Origin of the sequence: Providencia sp. PROV033, from assembly GCF_028484855.1 — a bacterium.
Lineage (GTDB): Bacteria > Pseudomonadota > Gammaproteobacteria > Enterobacterales > Enterobacteriaceae > Providencia > Providencia alcalifaciens.
On the sequence record NZ_JAMPSW010000077.1, the window covers coordinates 1 to 18,837 of the forward strand.

The following is an 18,837-nucleotide window of genomic DNA, read 5'->3' on the forward strand; positions in this document are numbered from 1 at the left end:
TGGAATTGATAAGATTGAGTCTGGCGAATATCTTGAATCTGATTTCAAAACGCATTAATACCGTAGCAGGCAAAAGAATGGATATTTGTCTAACAACAAATATCCATTCGTTATCATCTCGCCATTCACATTCCCATTATTAATAAATGATTATTTTATATTTACTTTTAGCAATTAAATAAAAACTATCAATTATGAATTAATTGCAAATACAAGCACTAATTTATTATTTTTATTATTACTTTATTGACTTCAATATCAATTCCAATTTATTGTAACACTCTTTTCTGGACAAGGATGTTCCCTATGAGAATATTAGTTATTGATGAGTGTTATTATACCCGACTTGGTATTACCGAATATTTATCGTCTAATAGAAAATTAAAATTTATTAGTACAGGGTGCATTGAAGAAGGTATTCAATATATAATTAATTACTCACCTAGTATTGTATTGGTAAATTTAACTTACTATTGTCACTATTCAAGTTATTGCCCAGTTTTAAAGGAACTACTAAATAGCTCTAATAGCGTTCGATTCTATATTTACATCAATGCCGCATACCCACTAACCGACAAACCTTTGTTATTGAAGGATAATTTTTTTATAATGTCAAAGAATATTATGACTCAAACATTAGATAAAGTAATTATCGATTCTGAACAAATAGAGAAAATAACCAAACTTGCTAATAATAATGATTCATCTATTTTCACCATAAAAGAACAGAGCATAATTAATAACTGGATGAATGAAACACCCAATCATATTATTTCCAGAAAATTAGGAATCAGTAACAGCACTGTTTACTCACAAAAACGGCATATCACGTCAAAAGTATTTGTTAAGAATAGGATTGAGTTATTTTTTATTTATAATGTTTTTAAATATCTTTATTAATAAAAAAGCCCTATTAAAGGGCTTTTCCTATTAGAAGTTAGAGTGATTATTTTTCGCTATTTAATAATCCATCCGCTAAACGGTGACGAGATTTGTTAAATATTTTATTACTTACTTCTCGACCTGCACGGCGAGCACGCTGCTCTTCTTCAGGTAATTTCATCTCTTCAGTACATGCATGGCTACAGCATCCTTCATATTTTTCAGCGCAACTTGGGCATTGAATAAATAATAAGTGACAGCCATCATTTTTGCAGTTTGTGTGGGTATCACACTCATCACCACATTGGTGGCAGTGTGCTAATGTATCATCAGTGATACGCTCACCCATGCGGTTATCGAACACAAAGTTTTTACCTTTGAAGCGTAATGGCAAACCTTGTTCTTTTGCTTTGCGCGCATATTCAATGATCCCACCTTCCACATGATAAACATTTGGGAAGCCGTTATGTAGCATGTAAGCACTCGCTTTTTCACAGCGAATACCACCAGTGCAATACATCACCACATTTTTATCTTTCTGATCTTGTAGCATTTCAACCGCCATTGGCAGTTGATCTCTAAACGTATCAGAAGGGATTTCTATCGCATTATCAAAGTGACCCACTTCATATTCATAGTGGTTACGCATATCGACAAAAATTGTGTTTGGGTCGTCAATCATTTCATTGACTTGTTCAGCCTTTAGATACTGCCCTGTATTCGCAGGATTAAACGTTTCATCGTCAATACCATCAGCAACAACTCGGTCACGCACTTTCATGCGTAGTACCCAAAATGATTTGCCGTCATCATCAATAGCGATATTTAGACGCAGACCATTTAAAGCTGGCTCTGTCGTATAAATAAGTTCACGCAATGCATCCACATTAGATGCAGGGACGCTAATTTGAGCGTTTATCCCTTCTTTTGCAATATAGACACGACCAAATACACTCAACGCTTTGAATTGTTGGTACCATTCATTACGAAATGCAATAGGATCTTGAATATTAAAATATTTATAAAAAGAAATAGTGGTACGTGGCTCGACTTCCGCCAACATACGTTCTTTTAGAATTTTATTTGAAACTTGGTTATGTAACACTGGCATGGTGTTCGCTTTCCTTCGTAATGCTTTGATATAAAATAAATTTCAATTACTAACCGTGAATTGCTAGTTAATTGTGAGTTATTATCCCCTTTATTATGTTAATAAAAAACCATTTATTTTTAGTGGATATTACATTTTCTATCAAATTTTTATGGTGTTGTTAAACGATAATTGCATAATTTAGCCAGTGATAAACAAATCGCCCTCAATATTCATTTATAGCGGGAACGAATTCAAAAAGCATCATACTCGATTATTGTGGATACATTTGACATGGTAGACCCACTGATTAAAACCATTGGTGAGAAAAAAAGTCAGCATGTTGATTGTATGCTTAATAAGAAAAAAGGGAGGGCTCCCCCTCCCTGGCATTTGCCGAAGTTACGATGGGTAAACCGCATCGTAGAACGCAATGTCAACTGCAAAGGCTCTTCCCTACTCCGCTATGCAGAACAGAGTAGGTCAGAAGCCCCTTACTACACTTTACTACCGTACAACTTTTAACTTATAGGCAAACTTCACCTTTAACCAAGTAATTCAATACGGGCTGGTAAACCTTGTCTCACGGAGGCACCAGAAACCCAATCAAGCCAAGTATTGGCGACCTCACGCGTCGGGTCCGCAAACCCCAAGTCATTCAAGTTAATACCTGAACCATTTGCCGCATTCATTGGCATTGGCGCACCGTCTAAATAGTGCTGTTTTGCACCCATTTCAGTGTGCCCATAGCCATGCTCAACCGCCAAAACTCCCGGCATAACCCCATCAAGCACACTAATCTGAGCCTCCGCATGACCACCCGGCGTGGTAATTTTGATCCAATCCCCGTGTTTTACCCCCATCTTCGCCGCATCATCGGGATGAATCGCAACTAAGTTTGTTGGCTTCACATGGCGTAGACGCTCGATCATCGTCGTAGAGCTGCTCATGACATGGGATTTAAAGGACATCATTTTTAATGGCCACTCTTTCTCTGGGAATACCGCATTAACATCTTCACCATTTGCCATACGTGGCGGATAGTAAGTCGGGCAACCACTAAAACGCTCACCCGTAATAGCATGACGGTTAATGGCTACGGTTGGATTCCAAATTTGTAACCCTTTCTTCCATTGTGGACCTGTCGCATCACCATCCCACGCTTTTTCATAAGGAGCAAACCGACCACCACGAGTAAAGATATACGCTACACGGCGAACTTCTTCCGGTTTCAATGTCCGAGTAATATCAGGCATGATGCGTTCCACTCCACTGATTTTGATGTCTTCCGTTGCTGCTTCTGGAACTGGTTTCTCACCCAGCCAAGCCATGTTCGCCGCGACTCGAAGATAATAATCCTCGGCGGTGTTGAGTGGATACATGTTGCCATCCATATCCGCGATGACATTATCGCCGAAGCCGGGTAATTTCAGTTCTTTTGCGACGGCAATACAGAATGCTTCCATTGAAATTGGCTGACCATCCACCGTTTTTGCAGTACGAGATTCAACAATTGGCCAACGCGCCGTACTCGCTTTCACTTGAACACCAGACCATGGGGCACTGAACCCCCAACTTTCAAAGTTATGGGTATCTGGCACAATGTAGTCCGCCAACGCCGTGGTTTCATTCATGAAAGCATCAATACCAATAATCAAAGGCAGATGTTTCGGGTCTTTCAGTTTTTCTTCCATCACCTGACGAATACCCGCAATACCATACACAGGATTAGTCATATTGGTGATCCACGCTTTCAGCGAATATGGATAACCCAATAATGCAGATGCAAGCTGCTCGGTTAACTGACCTTTTGCAAACGGATACCAAGGAGCTTTAGCTGGATACGGTTTTTCACCCGCCGCCACTCTTGCTTTGAATTCATCCGATTTTTCATAAACTTCATTACTGCGTGATAACACCACCCCTTTAGGCTTCACTTTGCCTTTATAGCCAGCGATATTGTAACGGGGGCCATCATTTTCACCGTTAAATTTGCCGCCACCTACAGACACGCCACCTTTCAGGTTTAAATTACCAATGAGAGCATTGAGCATAATCACAGCCCAAGCCGTATAGAAACCATTCCCACTCATCATACCGCCGTGAGAAATCACCGCCGCTTTTCTATCGTAAGAAGTTAAGGCTTTACCCAGTGATTCAATGGTTTTTACTGGAACTTGGCAGCGCTGGCTATATTCTTCTAGCGTCATGCGATCCGCAGCTTCTTTTAAACATTGGAAACTGGATTTTACAGTGACTTCGCTACCATCATGCAAAGTCACTTGACGAGTGACGAACAACTCCGCATTGGTCACATCATCCGCGAGCTTCAGCTCACCATTCGCATCCTGTACTAAATACGCTTTTTTCTCTTCATCCTTGCCATTTTCAGCGACTTCTGGCACCACACCCGTCAAATGGAATTCTTGTAGTAAATTACCTGCCAGCGGATGCGCATCATCGGTGATCACCAAATGGGTTGCATTCGTCCAGCTTTTTTCGCCTGCCGCTTCCATCGATTTTTCACTTGGTACGCTGAGATACGCTGCGTTATAGCGATTATTTTCAATAATCCAGCGGATCATTCCCATCACTAATGCCGCATCCGTTCCCGGCTGAACTGGCACCCAGTGACCATGATCATTCGCTAGCGTTGTGGTTAATGGTAATGCAGGAGAAACAACAACATAATTAAAAGAATCTCGCAGACGAGCACTCGCCAACTGGCGACCTTGACGTTTAAATGGGTTTCCTGATTGTGCCGGAGAGGTTCCAATAAACAGCGCAAAGCGCGTATTGTCCCAATCAGGCTTAACGTGGGCGTTTTTGTCCAAGTCATCCATCAACGCACCGGAGCCCGCACGATAGGCAAGACCACAATAAGCCCCGTGAGCACCAAAGTTTTTACTCCCAAACGCATTTTGAGCAAAGCGACGAATAAACCCATCACGACCATCATCTCCGGCATTCGTCACCAATAACTGATTCGCTTTTGGTCCTAACTTTGGTTGAGATGGATCTAATGGCGTTTCTAGGTCCCGAATAGCACGTAAACCATCCACGTGCCCTTCGCCAAATAAATCTCCACCTTCAACAACTTCTTTAATTAATTGCTCGAAGCTAATACGTTCCCATTTACCTTCACCGCGTTTACCTACACGCTTCATTGGTTCGAGAATACGTAATGGGCTGGTTAGCCCTTCCATTAACGTTGCACCACGGGCACAAGCTGTCGAACGATGCTCTAAGCCACTTTCGCCCCCCATTTTGGCAAATGCTGTCGATAACGGCATACCATAAGGGAAATGTTTTTCGTGGGATAATGGATGATAAGGGTTACCGGCGATGCGCAGCACTTCATTTTTTGCGCTATCTACACGGGCACGGATCCCACATTGGGTCCAACAACCAAAGCATTGTGTCATCGAGACAACTTGCTCCGGATTTTCCTTCCAACCACCAATCGCCGTTCCTTCAGGAATAAGTGAATTACCATTAATGCGATTCAGCGTCACTTTCCCAGAAGTGCCATCCACTAAACCATCCACAGCACGCTTGGCAACTTCACGGTAGCTTGCACCAAATAAGGCAAGACCACCGACAACTAAACCACCTTTAAGCCATTGACGTCTTGAGAATTTAGCCATGTTGCACTCTCCCCGCAAACCAGCGAACACCTTCGCGAACAATAATTGTTAATGCAATCCACAATCCAAACGTACCGACTATTGCCAGTAATCCATCATTCCCTAATGGGAAATGATATGGATTGGTAATCATGTTGTATTTTGGCACCGCTTGGACTTCCATCAGGAAAATCCAGCGTAATACCCACGCTAACGCCATAGACACTAACGCTAAAATGGTGATGTAAGGCACTGAACGAACAGCTTTTACATTGCTCACTGCCATCACAAAGGTGATAGCCCACAGCGCACAAACGCCCATCAACATCCACCAGCCCGGGCTTGCCACCTCTAATTGTTGGCGAACCGCAATACCTGATGTGGTATCACCGGAGATCCACAGGGCAAAACAGACCGCAAATAGCAACAAGCTAATCACTTGGAAACGAGCCAAACGATTTTGATATTGCGGCTCACGACGTGCGCCTAAACTCATCAGAGCAGGTAACACTTGTAGTGCACTTAAGAACATCAAGGCAGGTATCCACCAGCTAAACCAAATTGGACGAGCAACTAAAACAGACGCTTCACGACCGGTATACAGCAGTAATCCCATCGCAGACAGGGCACCTAACAGTGCAACCCAACGGGTCGCTTTATACTCTTTCTTCCAAATCAATTTGACCAATAGCGCTACAAAGTACAACCCAACAAACGTGGTAAATAGCGGTAGCAACACAGAGCCCCACCACATCCAAGACCACATTGTTGGATGTGCATAAAAGTGCCATACACGCGCGGTTTGGTGCAGGTCAGCCGTCAATGCCAATGGAGCAGTGATCCCCATCGTAATCGCAATAAAGACAGCAATCATTTCGAGGCGACCATTCTCACTGCGATTTTGCCAATGAAGATAGCAGGCATACAGCACCGCACAGGCAGCAATACCAATAAAGAAAAAGTATTGCACCGCCCAAGGAAGCCAGAAAAACTCTTGTGGCTGCGCCATAATTTCAGAAATATAGGTCACTTGTTCGCTCATCAGAACACCTCCTGCCATAATGCCGGTTGCCCTTTACCTTGCAACGGCTCCACAAACGCATCATCCAGCCCTAAATAAAACACCTGTGGCAACGTGCCACTTTCTGGTTTCAATACTTTGATTTGCGCTTCATGCTCTGTCAGCATCTTACGGATGGTGCTATTGGGATCTTTTAAATCGCCAATAATACGCGCGCCACAGACACACGATTCCACGCAAGCAGGTAATAAGCCGACTTCTAAGCGATGTGCGCAGAACGTACATTTGTCTGCAGTTTGTGTTGAGTGGTTAATAAAACGCGCATCATACGGGCAAGCTTGTACGCAGTAGGCACAACCCACACAACGTTCATTATCAATAACGACAATGCCATCTTCACGCTGGAAAGTTGCTTGCACTGGGCAAACAGGCACGCAAGGAGGGTTATCACAATGGTTACACAAGCGGGGCAATAGAACGTTAGTCAACCCATCTTCCCCTTTTAAGGAAACTTGATATTGGTTAACAGTGGTTCTAAATTGACCTTGTGGTGTTTGGTTTTCAACGGAACAGCTGACCGTACAAGATTGACACCCTACACAACGGCGTAAATCAATCAGCATTCCATAACGTTTTTCAGGGTTGCCTTCACGGCGAGTTGGGGAAAAACTCAAACCCGCCTCAGCGATTGGGATCAGCGATGCACCCGCAGTGACGGCTCCAATCTGTTGTAGGAATTTTCGTTTACTCAGATCCATAATCGGCTCCAGTATTGACATTGCTAATGCGAAAATAAAAGTTAATAATCAATCTATTATTGGTTTATCTTACGTTTGGGTAACACCGTGTTACCGATGTCTGATAACCACTAAATTCTTATTTCTCTTTAAAATCGGTGTGTTATCTTTGTGCTACTCGAATGATTCTGATGCCATAGTAAGAATAAAAGCCTTGTACCCCTATTGTGGTTTACCACATACCCGAAGGGATATTGATCTAACGCAACGAATAAACCCCAAATGTTAAAAAAATCGTCTATGCCGTTGTATCACATACTTTTAATAACCTTACTGCTATGGTGCATACCCGCGGGCGCGGCACAATGGACCATTGGTGTTCTCGCCTTACGTGGACCGAATTTCACACAGTTGCACTGGCAGCCTTTGGTCGATACGCTTAATCAGTCCATTCCGGGTGAACGCTTTATCCTAAAGCCCCTGAATCTTGAAGAAATGAAAGAGGCGATTTCCAATCGCAAAATCGATTTTTTGCTGACCAATTCTGCACAATTTATTCAGCTTGATAATCGGTACCATCTTCGCTGGTTGCTCTCTTTGCGTTCTGATGTTGAGCCGAACAGTACAACCCGCAACGTGATTGGTAGCCTTATCTTGGTACGCAGTGACAGCGATATTCACGATGCAAACCAACTCATTGGTAAAAAGGTCGGTGCCATTTCGACGGATGCCTTTGGGGGATATTTATTGGGTTATAAAGTGCTACGAGACTTGGGGTATGACGCGGAAAAAGATTTTCGAATGCAATTTTTAGGCTTTCCTGCCGACGCACTATTATACGCCTTACGGGATAAATCATTGACTGCGGCAATTGTCCCTGTTTGTTTATTAGAAAACATGGATAGCGAAGGACTGATTGATAAACACCAATTCCGACCACTGATTCAAAAAGAGAGTGCATTGCCCTGCTTAACGAGCACTGAGCTGTACCCTAACTGGTCATTTGCTGCGTTAAGTGAAGTGCCCGATAATTTGGTGGATAAAGTCACTAAGGTTTTATTATCTGGCGATGCGCCAAGCATGCGCTGGGGAGCTCCCGCATCCATCACACAAGTTGAAAACTTACTGCGCGACGTCAACCAACACCCGCAGCAAAGAGAAATTTGGCAAGATATCGTCAGTTGGACCATCCAACACCAAATTACCATTGGAATTATCGCCTTAGTTTTTGTGCTACTGGGCATTAATCACGTCTGGATTGCTTTCTTAGTTCGCCGCCGCAGCCAACAATTGGAAGTCGCGCATAACCGCTTACGACAGCAAGAAACTAACCTACAAAAAGCGCAACGACTCAATATATTAGGTGAAATGGCATCTGGATTTGCCCATGAACTAAACCAACCCCTATCGGCAATTCGTAACTATGCCCAAGGCTCCATTTTACGATTAAAAAAAGAGTCTGAAAGCCACCCGCTTCTTGGTGCGATCAGTAAGATTGATGAACAGGCTCAACGGGGTGCTGATATTATTCAAAACCTCCGTTTATGGGCAGGGAAGCCAGGGCAAGAGTCTCCTCTGACACTTCGCCAGCACTCCGTCAAACAAACCATCAATCACATTTGGCAACTGTTGCAAGTTGAGCAACACTTCCCAATGGCTCGTTTACAGCTACCTGATAGCCCTGATGTGCAACTCTTGTTGCCAGATACCCTACTCGACCAACTATTATCCAATCTGATTAGTAATAGCCTCCAAGCAGGAGCCAACACATTAACGTTTAGCTTCCACTTTGCTGAAAACCGATTTTTGCTCGTATTACAAGATGATGCTGGTGGAATGCCCGACGAACAACTCAGTCAAGGAATCACACCGTTTGCTACGACGAAACCAGAGGGATTGGGGCTAGGCTTGGTGATTTGCCAGCGATTAATTCAAAGCCAAGGTGGCGATATTCATATTGAAAATCAACGTAATGAAGATGAGAAGGATGGTCTGCGCGTTACTTTGATTTTTAATTATTCGGGATAATCAGAAATAGCGCATGTTTTGCCACACAAAAGATAACATTCCCAATAACTATATGTGACAATGCTTTCAAAACCACTTATATGAATAAGAAATAAGCTACGAGGAATGAGTTAATGCCTGTCATTCACCTTGTCGACGATGACAGCGATGTCACCGATTCCTGTCAGTTTTTACTTGAAACGCTAGGTTATAGCGTCACTGTCTGGAACGACAGTGAACAGTTTGTTCAACAAGCTCCTTTACATGAAGAAGGTGTGGTATTGCTGGATATGCGGATGCCAAAACTGGATGGACGCCAAGTTCACCAATATCTCAAAGAGCAACAGAGTACACTTGCCGTCATTTTTCTTTCTGGGCATGGCGATATCCCAATGGCAGTAGAGCAAGTGAAACTAGGCGCTATCGATTTTTTACAGAAACCTATTGATAGCCAGCAACTTGCTGAAACTCTTGAGCAAGCTCGTCTGCAAACTATTAAAGCGACTGAGCGTTTTCTTATTCAACAGCGCTATGAAACGTTAACCCCCAAAGAAAAAGATGTGTGTGGCTATGTGCTTCAGGGGCTGATAAACCGTGAAATTGCAGAGGTTGCTTGTGTTTCTGTACGTACCGTCGAAGTCCACCGCTCTCGAGTGATGGAAAAAATGGCAGTTAGAAACCTTGCGGAATTAATGAGCACGATGCAAGCCGCGCAACTTTTTGCTGATTAATTTGATATCATTCAGATTAACAAGCTATTTTTAATTGAAATCCACTAAAGTAGAAACCGAAAAAACAATGATCCCAGCACCAAAATTTGAGAAAAGTTTATTACATCCCCGTTATTGGTTAGTTTGGTTTGGCATTAGCGTGCTATACCTGCTAGTCCTACTTCCTTATCCAGTCATTTATTGGATAGGCACCCGTTTGGGGCGTTTCTCCAAGCGCTTTTTAAAGAAACGCGTTCTCATTGCCGATCGCAATTTACAACTGTGCTTTCCCGAAATGAGCCAAGAAGAGCGCAAAAAACTAGTTGATCAAAACTTTGAATCCGTTGGTATGGGCGTTTTTGAAACAGGAATGGCGTGGTTCTGGCCTGATTGGCGAGTGCGCCGTTGGTTTAAAGTTGAAGGTCGTGAAAATATGCTCACCGCTCAAGAAACCGGTCGTGGCATTATTGTGTTAGGCGTCCATTTCTTAACGTTGGAAATCGGCGGTCGTGCATTTGGTATGTTGAACCCCGGCATTGGTGTTTATCGCGCTAACGATAATAAACTGATGGATTGGCTACAAACTCGTGGACGTTTGAAATCCAATAAATACATGCTCGACCGTAAAGACGTTAAAGGCATGATCCGCGCATTAAAAGAAGGGGAAATTTTATGGTATGCCCCTGACCATGATTACGGTCCTCGAAACAGTTCATTCGCGCCATTATTTGCGGTGGAAAAAGCGGCAACCACCAATGGCTCACAGATCTTATTATCTCTTGGCAATCCACTCGTTGTGCCGTTTTCAGCTATCCGCTTACCCGATGGTAAGGGCTATAAATTGCTGATTCAGCCAGCGGTGGACAATTTCCCTGTGGACGATAATGTCGCCACCGCGACAATGATGAATCAGGTCATTGAGAAAGAAATTTTACGAGCGCCAGAGCAATATATGTGGATGCACCGCCGTTTTAAAACGCGTCCAAAGGGAGAACCTTCTCTGTATGGCGATTTAGATAAAATCCACCACCGCTAGGCTATGTAATTCCCGACATTGTTGGTGTGTGGTGAATCACCCTATAGCTGCACATTTTCGAAACAACTCATATAGTAGCTAGGTGGTTCTCCCAAAATAGTTTGTGCTGCAGCTAGGCGGCAAATGAGTGGATCCCCAGGAGCATACATAAGTATGTGACTGGGGTCCGCGAATGAAGCCAACAACGCTGCGGCACGAAAATATGACGGGAGTGAAGCCAACAACGCTACGGCACGAAGTATGAAGGGAATGTATGAAGAAAAGTACTTACTGGAAAAAAAACCTCTACATCGTCTGGTTCGGCTGCTTTCTAACGGGCGCAGCCTTCAGCCTGATCATGCCTTTCCTCCCTCTTTATATTGAAGAGCTTGGCGTTACTGACCATACTTCATTGAATTTATGGACCGGTGCTGTTTTCAGTATTACTTTTCTCTTTTCCGCTATTGCCGCACCTTTTTGGGGACGCCTTTCTGACCGCCGCGGTCGTAAATTAATGTTGCTGCGTTCTGCCCTTGGTATGGCGATTGTGATGGTGTTGATTGGCTTTGCGCAGAATATTTGGCAGCTTTTGGCTTTGCGAGCACTTTTAGGCTTACTTGGCGGGTTTGTCCCGAATGCTAATGCGCTAATTGCAACACAGGTGCCCGTTAATAAAAGCGGCTGGGCGATGGGCGTTTTGGCGACTGGCGCAGTTAGCGGCGCATTGATTGGTCCACTCATTGGTGGTTTTTTAGCTGATCAATATGGCTTGCGTCCCGTGTTTTTCATTACCGCAAGTGTGTTATTTATCTGCTTTTTTGTCACTCTTTTCTATGTGCGTGAGCGCTTTACTCCTGTTTCTCGTAAAGATGCCCTCACAGGGAAACAAGTTTTTGCCTCTTTACGTAATAAAAACTTAGTAATCAGCTTGTTTTTCACCACCATGATCATCCAAGCGTCTATGGGTTCAATTAATCCCGTGATCACGTTATACGTGAGGGAATTGTCTAACTCGATGGATAACCTTGCTTTTATTAGCGGCGTGATTGCCTCTATTCCTGGTGTTGCTGCCCTGATTAGCGCACCCATGCTTGGAAAACTGAGTGACCGAATTGGACCCGACCGCGTTTTATTGGCAGTGCTTGGCGCATCCATTTTTGTCTTATTCCCGATGGGATTAGTCAGTAGCTATTGGGAGTTAGGCGCTTTACGCTTTTTGCTTGGTGCCCTTAATGCCGCGTTATTACCCGCAGTACAAACTTTAATAATTTATAATATCTCCCACCAAATTACTGGGCGAATATTTAGCTACAACCAAGCATTACGCGATGTAGGTAATGTCACGGGTCCTTTGATGGGTTCCTTTGTGGCAGCCACTTACGGCTTTAGAGCTGTCTTCTTCTTCACCTCTGTATTAGTACTCATAAACCTGATTTATTCGTGGATAATAATCAGAAAACAATCTGATGGTCTAAGAGCATCTCCCTCCCAAAAGTAATGGTAATGGGGTGATTTCCACGCCAAAACATAACTTTTTGTTATCTTTTCCATGAAAAGTTTATAAGCGCAGAAATCAACTTGTAACCATATGTTTTTAATGAACTTAATCGATTCAAAAAACATTCTTTTATTGTCAATAAAAATCCGTTATTCTGTGCCCTCTTATCGTAAGAATGAGAGTTACATCGAATTTTCATCTTAAAACTAACTTTCTTACGATAAATTCATTCTGCTTATTAGCAATTTTATAATAATGTATGCCGAAAATATGTTTGCAACACAGCATTAACATATCAATAAAAAATAGTGGTGGGGTTTTGCTCCACATTCACAATTCGGCACAACCTCTTAAGTCATAACGTATTGGAGTTCACAGATGAGTCATTCTGCGACTAAAACTAAAACTTTTTTTGGGCATCCTTACCCATTAAGTTCACTTTTCCTCACAGAAATGTGGGAACGTTTTTCTTTCTATGGTGTTCGTCCCCTTCTTATCCTCTTCATGAGTGCAACTTTGTTGCAAGGTGGGATGGGGCTTCCGATTGAGCAAGCTTCTGCAATTGTCGGTATCTTTGCAGGTGGTGTTTATATCACCTCATTACCGGGTGGTTGGTTAGCAGATAACTGGTTAGGTCAACGCCGTGCGGTTTGGTATGGTTCCTTAATCATTGCATTAGGTCACTTATCTATTGCGCTGTCTGCACTCTTCACCAATACCTTTTTCTTTATCGGTTTACTGCTGATTGTCCTCGGTACGGGTCTATTTAAAACCTGTATCACTGTCATGGTCGGTACTTTATATAAGAAAGAAGATACCCGTCGTGATGGCGGCTTCTCTCTGTTCTATATGGGTATCAATATGGGCTCATTTATTGCCCCATTAATTATTGGCCCATTACATGAGAAATACGGTTGGCACTTAGGCTTTGGCTTGGGTGGCTTGGGTATGTTAGTCGCCCTGCTTATCTTCCGTTTCTACGCGATTCCACAAATGCGTCGTTATGACAAAGAAGTTGGCTTAGATTCCACTTGGAACCACCCTACTGTGCAACGTAAAAATGTCGGTAAATGGGTTACGGTTGCAATGGCGGCACTGGCAGTACTAGTCGTATTAATCAATAACGGGACGATTCCATTCAACCCTACGGTGATTGCAAAAAGTTCTGCTTACATTATCTCTACTTGTGTGGGCATCTACTTTATTTTTATGTTCTTCTGCGCAGGTTTAAACAGTAGCGAACGCTCCCGTTTACTCGCTTGCTTGATTCTGTTAATTGCTGCGGCATTCTTCTGGTCTGCGTTTGAGCAAAAACCAACATCATTTAACATCTTTGCGCGCGACTACACCGATCGCCAATGGGGTAATTTTGAAATCCCAACGATTTGGTTCCAGTCAATCAACGCCTTGTTTATCATCCTGTTAGCACCTATTTTCAGCTGGTTTTGGCCATCATTAGCCAAGCGTAATCTGAACCCAAGCAGCATGACCAAGTTTGTCATTGGTATCCTGTTTGCTGCGGGTGGTTTTGCTATCATGATGGTGGCAGCTAACCAAGTTCTTGCGACACAATCTGGTGTATCCCCATTCTGGTTAGTGGGCAGTATCTTATTACTGACCTTAGGTGAGCTATGTTTAAGCCCAATTGGACTGGCAACCATGACATTACTGGCTCCGCAAAAAATGCGTGGACAAGTCATGGGATTATGGTTCTGTGCAAGCGCGCTAGGTAACTTAGCGGCAGGTATCATGGGTGGTAATATCCGTAAAGACCAATTGGATTCTATGCCTGAGCTATTCTCTCACGTTTCTATCGCACTGGTGATCTGCGCCATTGTGTTAGCCGCTCTGATTATTCCTGTGAGAAAAATGCTGAAAAACGCGGATAGAAACGAAGCTAACGCGAAGTAAGATTCCCTATAATTAGACATTATTCTGTTGGCGTAATAATCACAAAAATTATTGCGCCAACCTCTCCTCTATATCGCCAATCTCGTGATACTCTCCTTCTACTTTTCTAACCATAATGAGTTATTTCCTCTCAAGGATTTTTACCATGAGCTCACAATCTTTTCCGATTTATTATGTCGATGCGTTCACTGATACCCTATTTCATGGCAACCCTGCCGCCATTGTCCTGCTCGATGAATGGCTGCCAGATGACAAACTTATCGCCATTGCCGCCGAGATTAATTTATCTGAAACAGCCTTTTTAGTTGGTGAGCACATCCGCTGGTTTACACCACTAATGGAAGTCAAACTGTGTGGTCATGCCACCCTTGCGGCATCCTATATTCTAAACCGATTTAAACAGCACCCTATCAACCCAATTGTGTTCCAATCCTTATCTGGGGAGCTGACCGTCTACAAAAACCCAAACGGCTTCACATTAGACTTTCCAATTTTAGCGTGTGAGCCAGCGAATCTAAGCCAATATCCTCAATTAAATGACATTCTCGGCACAACCATTTCTGAACTCTATTTAGCCAAAGACCGCTACATCTGTTTTGTCGATTCATCAGAGCAAGTGCAACATTGCCACCCAGATATGTTGAGACTCGCTAAGCTTCCCTTACAGGGTCTAACCATCACAGCAAAAAGCACTGATAATCAATGTGACTTTGTTTCTCGCTATTTTGCCCCTGCCAAAGGCGTCGATGAAGATCCCGTCACAGGAACTTCCCACTGTGCGATTGCCCCACTTTGGGCTAAGCGCTTACAGAAAAATTCGTTATTAGGTCATCAAATTTCTGAGCGTGGTGGAAAAATACACTGTTTGGTTGAACAAAATCGCGTCAAATTGACGGGAAAAGCGACACTCTTTCTAGCCGGAACGATTCATGTTTGATTAATCACTGTATTTATTTGTGATCAGGATTACACTTATTCGCAACATTAATGATACGCACATTAATGTTGCAGCAAGTAATTAGTTTGCTGGTTCGACATTTAAATAGTGAGAATTCAAAGTAAGGCTTAAATATGTGTTCCAACGTTGATGATGTAATCAAACAAAAAATTGAACAATCTGTTACTCATGTCTCTAAAGTGGTTTTCCCAACCACCACTAACCATCACAGCACATTGTTTGGTGGCACCGCATTAGCGTGGATGGACGAAGTGTCCTTTATTACCGCTACCCGTTTTTGCCGTAAAAGACTGGTAACCGTTTCGACAGAAAAAATCAATTTTACGCACCCGATTCCATCAGGCACCATTGTTGAATTAGTTGGTAGAGTGATCCGTGTCGGTAGAACTAGCCTTACCGTTAATGTCTCTATCTTTTTAGAAGACGAGTAATCCAGTACTGAAAGGTTAGGTGCTAATATAGTACCTAACCTTTATTTTCAATGTGTTATGTGAATATTCGCGTGCTGATGGTAATTCAAGGGGCACCAATGGCACATGTACATTTCATGTATATTTCATGTAATTCTCGTGGTTATTATATTTGGCAAAAGTCATATGTAGGAAAGTTAATTCGATTTGACTTGAGAACTAGAGATCTACAAATAGCTCATAAACGTTCAAAAATTCTACTAAGTACTTTTTATCGAATAAAGAAAGAATGCACTGATTTTGATGAAATTAGAGCTCATTTAGTGAATGAGCGAGATATGTTCATCGAGCAAGAGATCCATTTAGAAGCAAACTACATTTATTGGATTAATAGCGGGAATTTGCCTAATAGACAGCAGCATGATAGCCGCTTTCAACCTAAAGGGCATAAAATTAGTCAAGTTGCTGATGAGTGGTACAACGAAATGAAATCTGAATGGAGACCATTAACATTTAAAGGTAACAGGGCTGCGATTGATTACTTGATTAGTCAATATGGTGATACTGATATTCAGTCATTTGATAAATCAAAGGTAGCCAGCTTTAAAAAAGGCTTAAAGAACAAATATAAGTCTGAATTCTCTAGCCAATCCTTGTTTAAAAAAGTATCAGCTCTTTTTAGCTTTGCGGCAGAGAAAAGAGATTATCTTACTAAAAATCCTTTTAGTGGTATGGGATATAAAAAAATTAAAAAAGTGAATCCTAGGATTCCAGTATCTTGTGAATCACACAGGAAAGTACTTGAACTTATAGAGCACAAATCTCATCTGTGGTGGCTTATACAGGTACTATATTACACAGGTATGAGAGTGACCGAATGTATACAGCTAACAGAGCAGGATTATGTATACATTGCAGATAAAGGACAAAAGATAGCTTGTATAAGTGTTAATGATAGGGATGGTAAGAGGATTAAAAATTCAAGTAGTATAAGAACTATACCAATTCATAAAAATTTACTTCAAAGCGGAATTATGGATGAGAAGCCAGTATTTCCATGGGCTGTTCATAATCCAGTATCTAATGCTGTAGCAAACCTATTTAAAAAAATAGATGAAAAGCATAGCCCACATGACTATCGATACGCTATGAGTGATAGGCTAAGAGATATATCAGACCTTCCCGACCATATAAGGTTTAGTATACTTGGTCACAGTAGTAGTACTATGACTGATAGCGTATACAGAGGGAAAGAGCCTATTTTTCTGATGAAAGAAGCTATTGACCGAACTTAGCTATGTTGTTCCAACATAGCTAAGTTTTTACCATCAGCACGCGAATATTCACATAACACATTGAAAATAAAGGTTAGGTACTATATTAGCACCTAACCTTTCAGTACTGGATTACTCGTCTTCTAATACTATCAGTACTGGATCCTAATCCAAAAAAATTAGTTATTACAATGAATTATAATTCATACTCACATGCTAATGAGTTTAGTTTTACATGAATATTACATGATTATATCAGGCTCAAGTACTGATATGGTAGCGTTATGATAAGTACAAAACTGAAGGTCAATGTGTTCTCGCGACAAAGTTACTTGCCTTTAGTACTCGAATTGTTTTGGGTCAGGAGGAGTATACTGTTTTTATGAATACTTAAAGTAATCCCTTACTGAAGTAAAAAATGATGAGGTTTTTATATCATTGAAGTAAAAGTTCAGTACTTAATATAGATAATTAGTAATGAAAATAAAAATAACTGAATTATAAATTCATACTGTTATTAAAAATAAAGTAATTGTATTCTTATTCTATTTAAATGAAATGCATAACAATTTAAATAGAATAAGAATTACATTTTTTCGGTATTACTTTTGTTTTATTGAGTTTAGAATTCAGTACCTTATGCTTGTTAATAATTATTTCACGATATTATCGTGATAAGAAAATTGATATGCAAGAAAATTTATTTAAAGAAATTATGCTAAAAATGAAAACTATGCGTTATAATAAGGTCGTTAGAACGATTATTTGAGAAATGGTTTTATGTAATGAAATTATTTTCAGGAATGATGTGAAAAATTTAAAAGCATGCGTTATAATTCACTCTGTACAGTTAGTTAAAAAATGGCTTTTAAGTAACATATTATTAAGTGAAATGCATAATTAATAGTTCATGTGGTAACATGGATATGTGAAATTGATCTTATCATAAAGAATCAGATGGCATTTTAACAACACTATTTTTATAAAACTTTCACTGGAGGAATATATGAAAATAGAAACAAAATATTTAATGGCAAAATTACTCAAGGAGAAAATATGATAGAACATAATCGTTATAATAGAAGAAGGAATAAAATACTTACAAATAGAAAAACACTAAACAAAAGCGTAAGAAAGAAGAAAAGATTAGATTCTATTTCTCTTACATATGAACAGTACCTGAATATTATAATCAGTGACATATCTTACTATAGGATCTGTAATGTTCTTAAGATGAATATAAGTAAAGCTTTCTTTCGTGATCTGATTAGCAATAAAATCCCCAAATACTCGGGTTGGTATGCCAAAGCTAAATCTATGTATTCTATAAGGAAGTACATATAGTACTTTTGATGTAATACATTTCAACATATAACTTTTACAATCTTTTTTGTTAGAAATGGATTGTAAAAGTTATTTAACAAAAATAAGGATAAAAAAGTTGAATAAACTTAAATACGTATCTGCACCTTGTGGAGCAGGTAAAACGCATTACATATGTAATCAAATTAACAATAGTAATGATAAATTTTTAATTGTTCAATGTACTCAAGAACTAATACGAGATACAGCCAAAAAGATTGAAGATTGTAAATATATCACTACTGATTCAATATCTAATGGTAAGCGAGTTATTGATCATGTTATAGATTTCATGAATAATCCAATTAGTAGAACACTAATCATTACAGATAAAAC

The 18,837-nt window shown here is 41.0% G+C and carries 12 protein-coding genes and 2 pseudogenes; 10 read left to right on the plus strand and 4 right to left on the minus strand.

The window, feature by feature from the left end:
* Positions 1-306: 306 nt before the first annotated feature.
* Positions 307-900 (plus strand): LuxR C-terminal-related transcriptional regulator, encoded by a 594-nt coding sequence (locus PSF16_RS12840; protein ID WP_272689372.1) that lies wholly within the window; start codon positions 307-309, stop codon positions 898-900.
* A 46-nt stretch (positions 901-946) separates the two neighbouring features.
* On the opposite strand, the gene trhO is transcribed toward PSF16_RS12840, so the two are convergent.
* The 4 genes from trhO to ttrB all read right to left on the minus strand — a co-directional run bounded on the left by trhO (position 947) and on the right by ttrB (position 7,377).
* A complete protein-coding gene (trhO, locus tag PSF16_RS12845) occupies positions 947-1,993 on the minus strand; it encodes an oxygen-dependent tRNA uridine(34) hydroxylase TrhO (RefSeq protein WP_006662072.1) in 1,047 nt (348 codons plus the stop codon).
* Positions 1,994-2,517: 524 nt separating this feature from the next.
* Positions 2,518-5,619, minus strand: a complete 3,102-nt coding sequence (ttrA, locus tag PSF16_RS12850; protein ID WP_036960536.1) for a tetrathionate reductase subunit TtrA — start codon at positions 5,617-5,619, stop codon at positions 2,518-2,520.
* On the minus strand, positions 5,612-6,640 hold the full coding sequence (gene ttrC, locus PSF16_RS12855) for a tetrathionate reductase subunit TtrC (RefSeq protein ID WP_272689373.1): 1,029 nt from the start codon (positions 6,638-6,640) through the stop codon (positions 5,612-5,614). Before ttrC ends, ttrA begins: the two co-directional genes overlap by 8 nt.
* Positions 6,640-7,377 (minus strand): tetrathionate reductase subunit TtrB, encoded by a 738-nt coding sequence (ttrB, locus tag PSF16_RS12860; protein WP_272689374.1) that lies wholly within the window; start codon positions 7,375-7,377, stop codon positions 6,640-6,642. Before ttrB ends, ttrC begins: the two co-directional genes overlap by 1 nt.
* A gap of 261 nt (positions 7,378-7,638) precedes the next feature.
* Between ttrB and ttrS the strand changes: the two genes are divergently transcribed.
* From ttrS to PSF16_RS12905, 9 genes and pseudogenes are all read left to right on the plus strand, one after another.
* On the plus strand, positions 7,639-9,384 hold the full coding sequence (gene ttrS, locus PSF16_RS12865) for a tetrathionate respiration histidine kinase TtrS (protein WP_442959253.1): 1,746 nt from the start codon (positions 7,639-7,641) through the stop codon (positions 9,382-9,384).
* A gap of 113 nt (positions 9,385-9,497) precedes the next feature.
* Positions 9,498-10,094: a tetrathionate respiration response regulator TtrR gene (gene ttrR, locus PSF16_RS12870; RefSeq protein ID WP_006657911.1), complete on the plus strand. Its 597-nt coding sequence runs from the start codon at positions 9,498-9,500 to the stop codon at positions 10,092-10,094.
* 67 nt (positions 10,095-10,161) lie between these two features.
* The gene (locus PSF16_RS12875; RefSeq protein ID WP_036965180.1) at positions 10,162-11,109 is read left to right on the plus strand and encodes a Kdo(2)-lipid IV(A) acyltransferase; all 948 of its coding nucleotides are present in this window, start codon (positions 10,162-10,164) and stop codon (positions 11,107-11,109) included.
* Positions 11,110-11,362: 253 nt separating this feature from the next.
* Positions 11,363-12,586, plus strand: coding sequence for a multidrug efflux MFS transporter MdtG (mdtG, locus tag PSF16_RS12880; protein WP_006657909.1), 1,224 nt, complete (start codon positions 11,363-11,365; stop codon positions 12,584-12,586).
* 378 nt (positions 12,587-12,964) lie between these two features.
* On the plus strand, positions 12,965-14,497 hold the full coding sequence (locus PSF16_RS12885; RefSeq protein ID WP_006657908.1) for a peptide MFS transporter: 1,533 nt from the start codon (positions 12,965-12,967) through the stop codon (positions 14,495-14,497).
* A gap of 145 nt (positions 14,498-14,642) precedes the next feature.
* Positions 14,643-15,434, plus strand: coding sequence for a PhzF family phenazine biosynthesis protein (locus tag PSF16_RS12890; RefSeq protein ID WP_272689375.1), 792 nt, complete (start codon positions 14,643-14,645; stop codon positions 15,432-15,434).
* Between the two features lie 134 nt (positions 15,435-15,568).
* Positions 15,569-15,880: pseudogene (locus PSF16_RS12895) on the plus strand (acyl-CoA thioesterase); the annotation flags it as partial.
* A 104-nt stretch (positions 15,881-15,984) separates the two neighbouring features.
* Positions 15,985-17,160, plus strand: coding sequence for a tyrosine-type recombinase/integrase (locus PSF16_RS12900; RefSeq protein ID WP_272689376.1), 1,176 nt, complete (start codon positions 15,985-15,987; stop codon positions 17,158-17,160).
* A gap of 1,420 nt (positions 17,161-18,580) precedes the next feature.
* Positions 18,581-18,837: pseudogene (locus PSF16_RS12905) on the plus strand (type III restriction endonuclease subunit R); the annotation flags it as partial.

Bases quoted from the DNA above. Each gene is read 5' to 3' on its own strand.
- PSF16_RS12840 (WP_272689372.1), top strand. From the start codon at position 307: ATGAGAATATTAGTTATTGATGAGTGTTATTATACCCGACTTGGTATT.
- trhO (WP_006662072.1), bottom strand. From the start codon at position 1,993: ATGCCAGTGTTACATAACCAAGTTTCAAATAAAATTCTAAAAGAACGT.
- ttrA (WP_036960536.1), bottom strand. From the start codon at position 5,619: ATGGCTAAATTCTCAAGACGTCAATGGCTTAAAGGTGGTTTAGTTGTC.
- ttrC (WP_272689373.1), bottom strand. From the start codon at position 6,640: ATGAGCGAACAAGTGACCTATATTTCTGAAATTATGGCGCAGCCACAA.
- ttrB (WP_272689374.1), bottom strand. From the start codon at position 7,377: ATGGATCTGAGTAAACGAAAATTCCTACAACAGATTGGAGCCGTCACT.
- ttrS (WP_442959253.1), top strand. From the start codon at position 7,639: ATGTTAAAAAAATCGTCTATGCCGTTGTATCACATACTTTTAATAACC.
- ttrR (WP_006657911.1), top strand. From the start codon at position 9,498: ATGCCTGTCATTCACCTTGTCGACGATGACAGCGATGTCACCGATTCC.
- PSF16_RS12875 (WP_036965180.1), top strand. From the start codon at position 10,162: ATGATCCCAGCACCAAAATTTGAGAAAAGTTTATTACATCCCCGTTAT.
- mdtG (WP_006657909.1), top strand. From the start codon at position 11,363: ATGAAGAAAAGTACTTACTGGAAAAAAAACCTCTACATCGTCTGGTTC.
- PSF16_RS12885 (WP_006657908.1), top strand. From the start codon at position 12,965: ATGAGTCATTCTGCGACTAAAACTAAAACTTTTTTTGGGCATCCTTAC.
- PSF16_RS12890 (WP_272689375.1), top strand. From the start codon at position 14,643: ATGAGCTCACAATCTTTTCCGATTTATTATGTCGATGCGTTCACTGAT.
- PSF16_RS12900 (WP_272689376.1), top strand. From the start codon at position 15,985: ATGGCACATGTACATTTCATGTATATTTCATGTAATTCTCGTGGTTAT.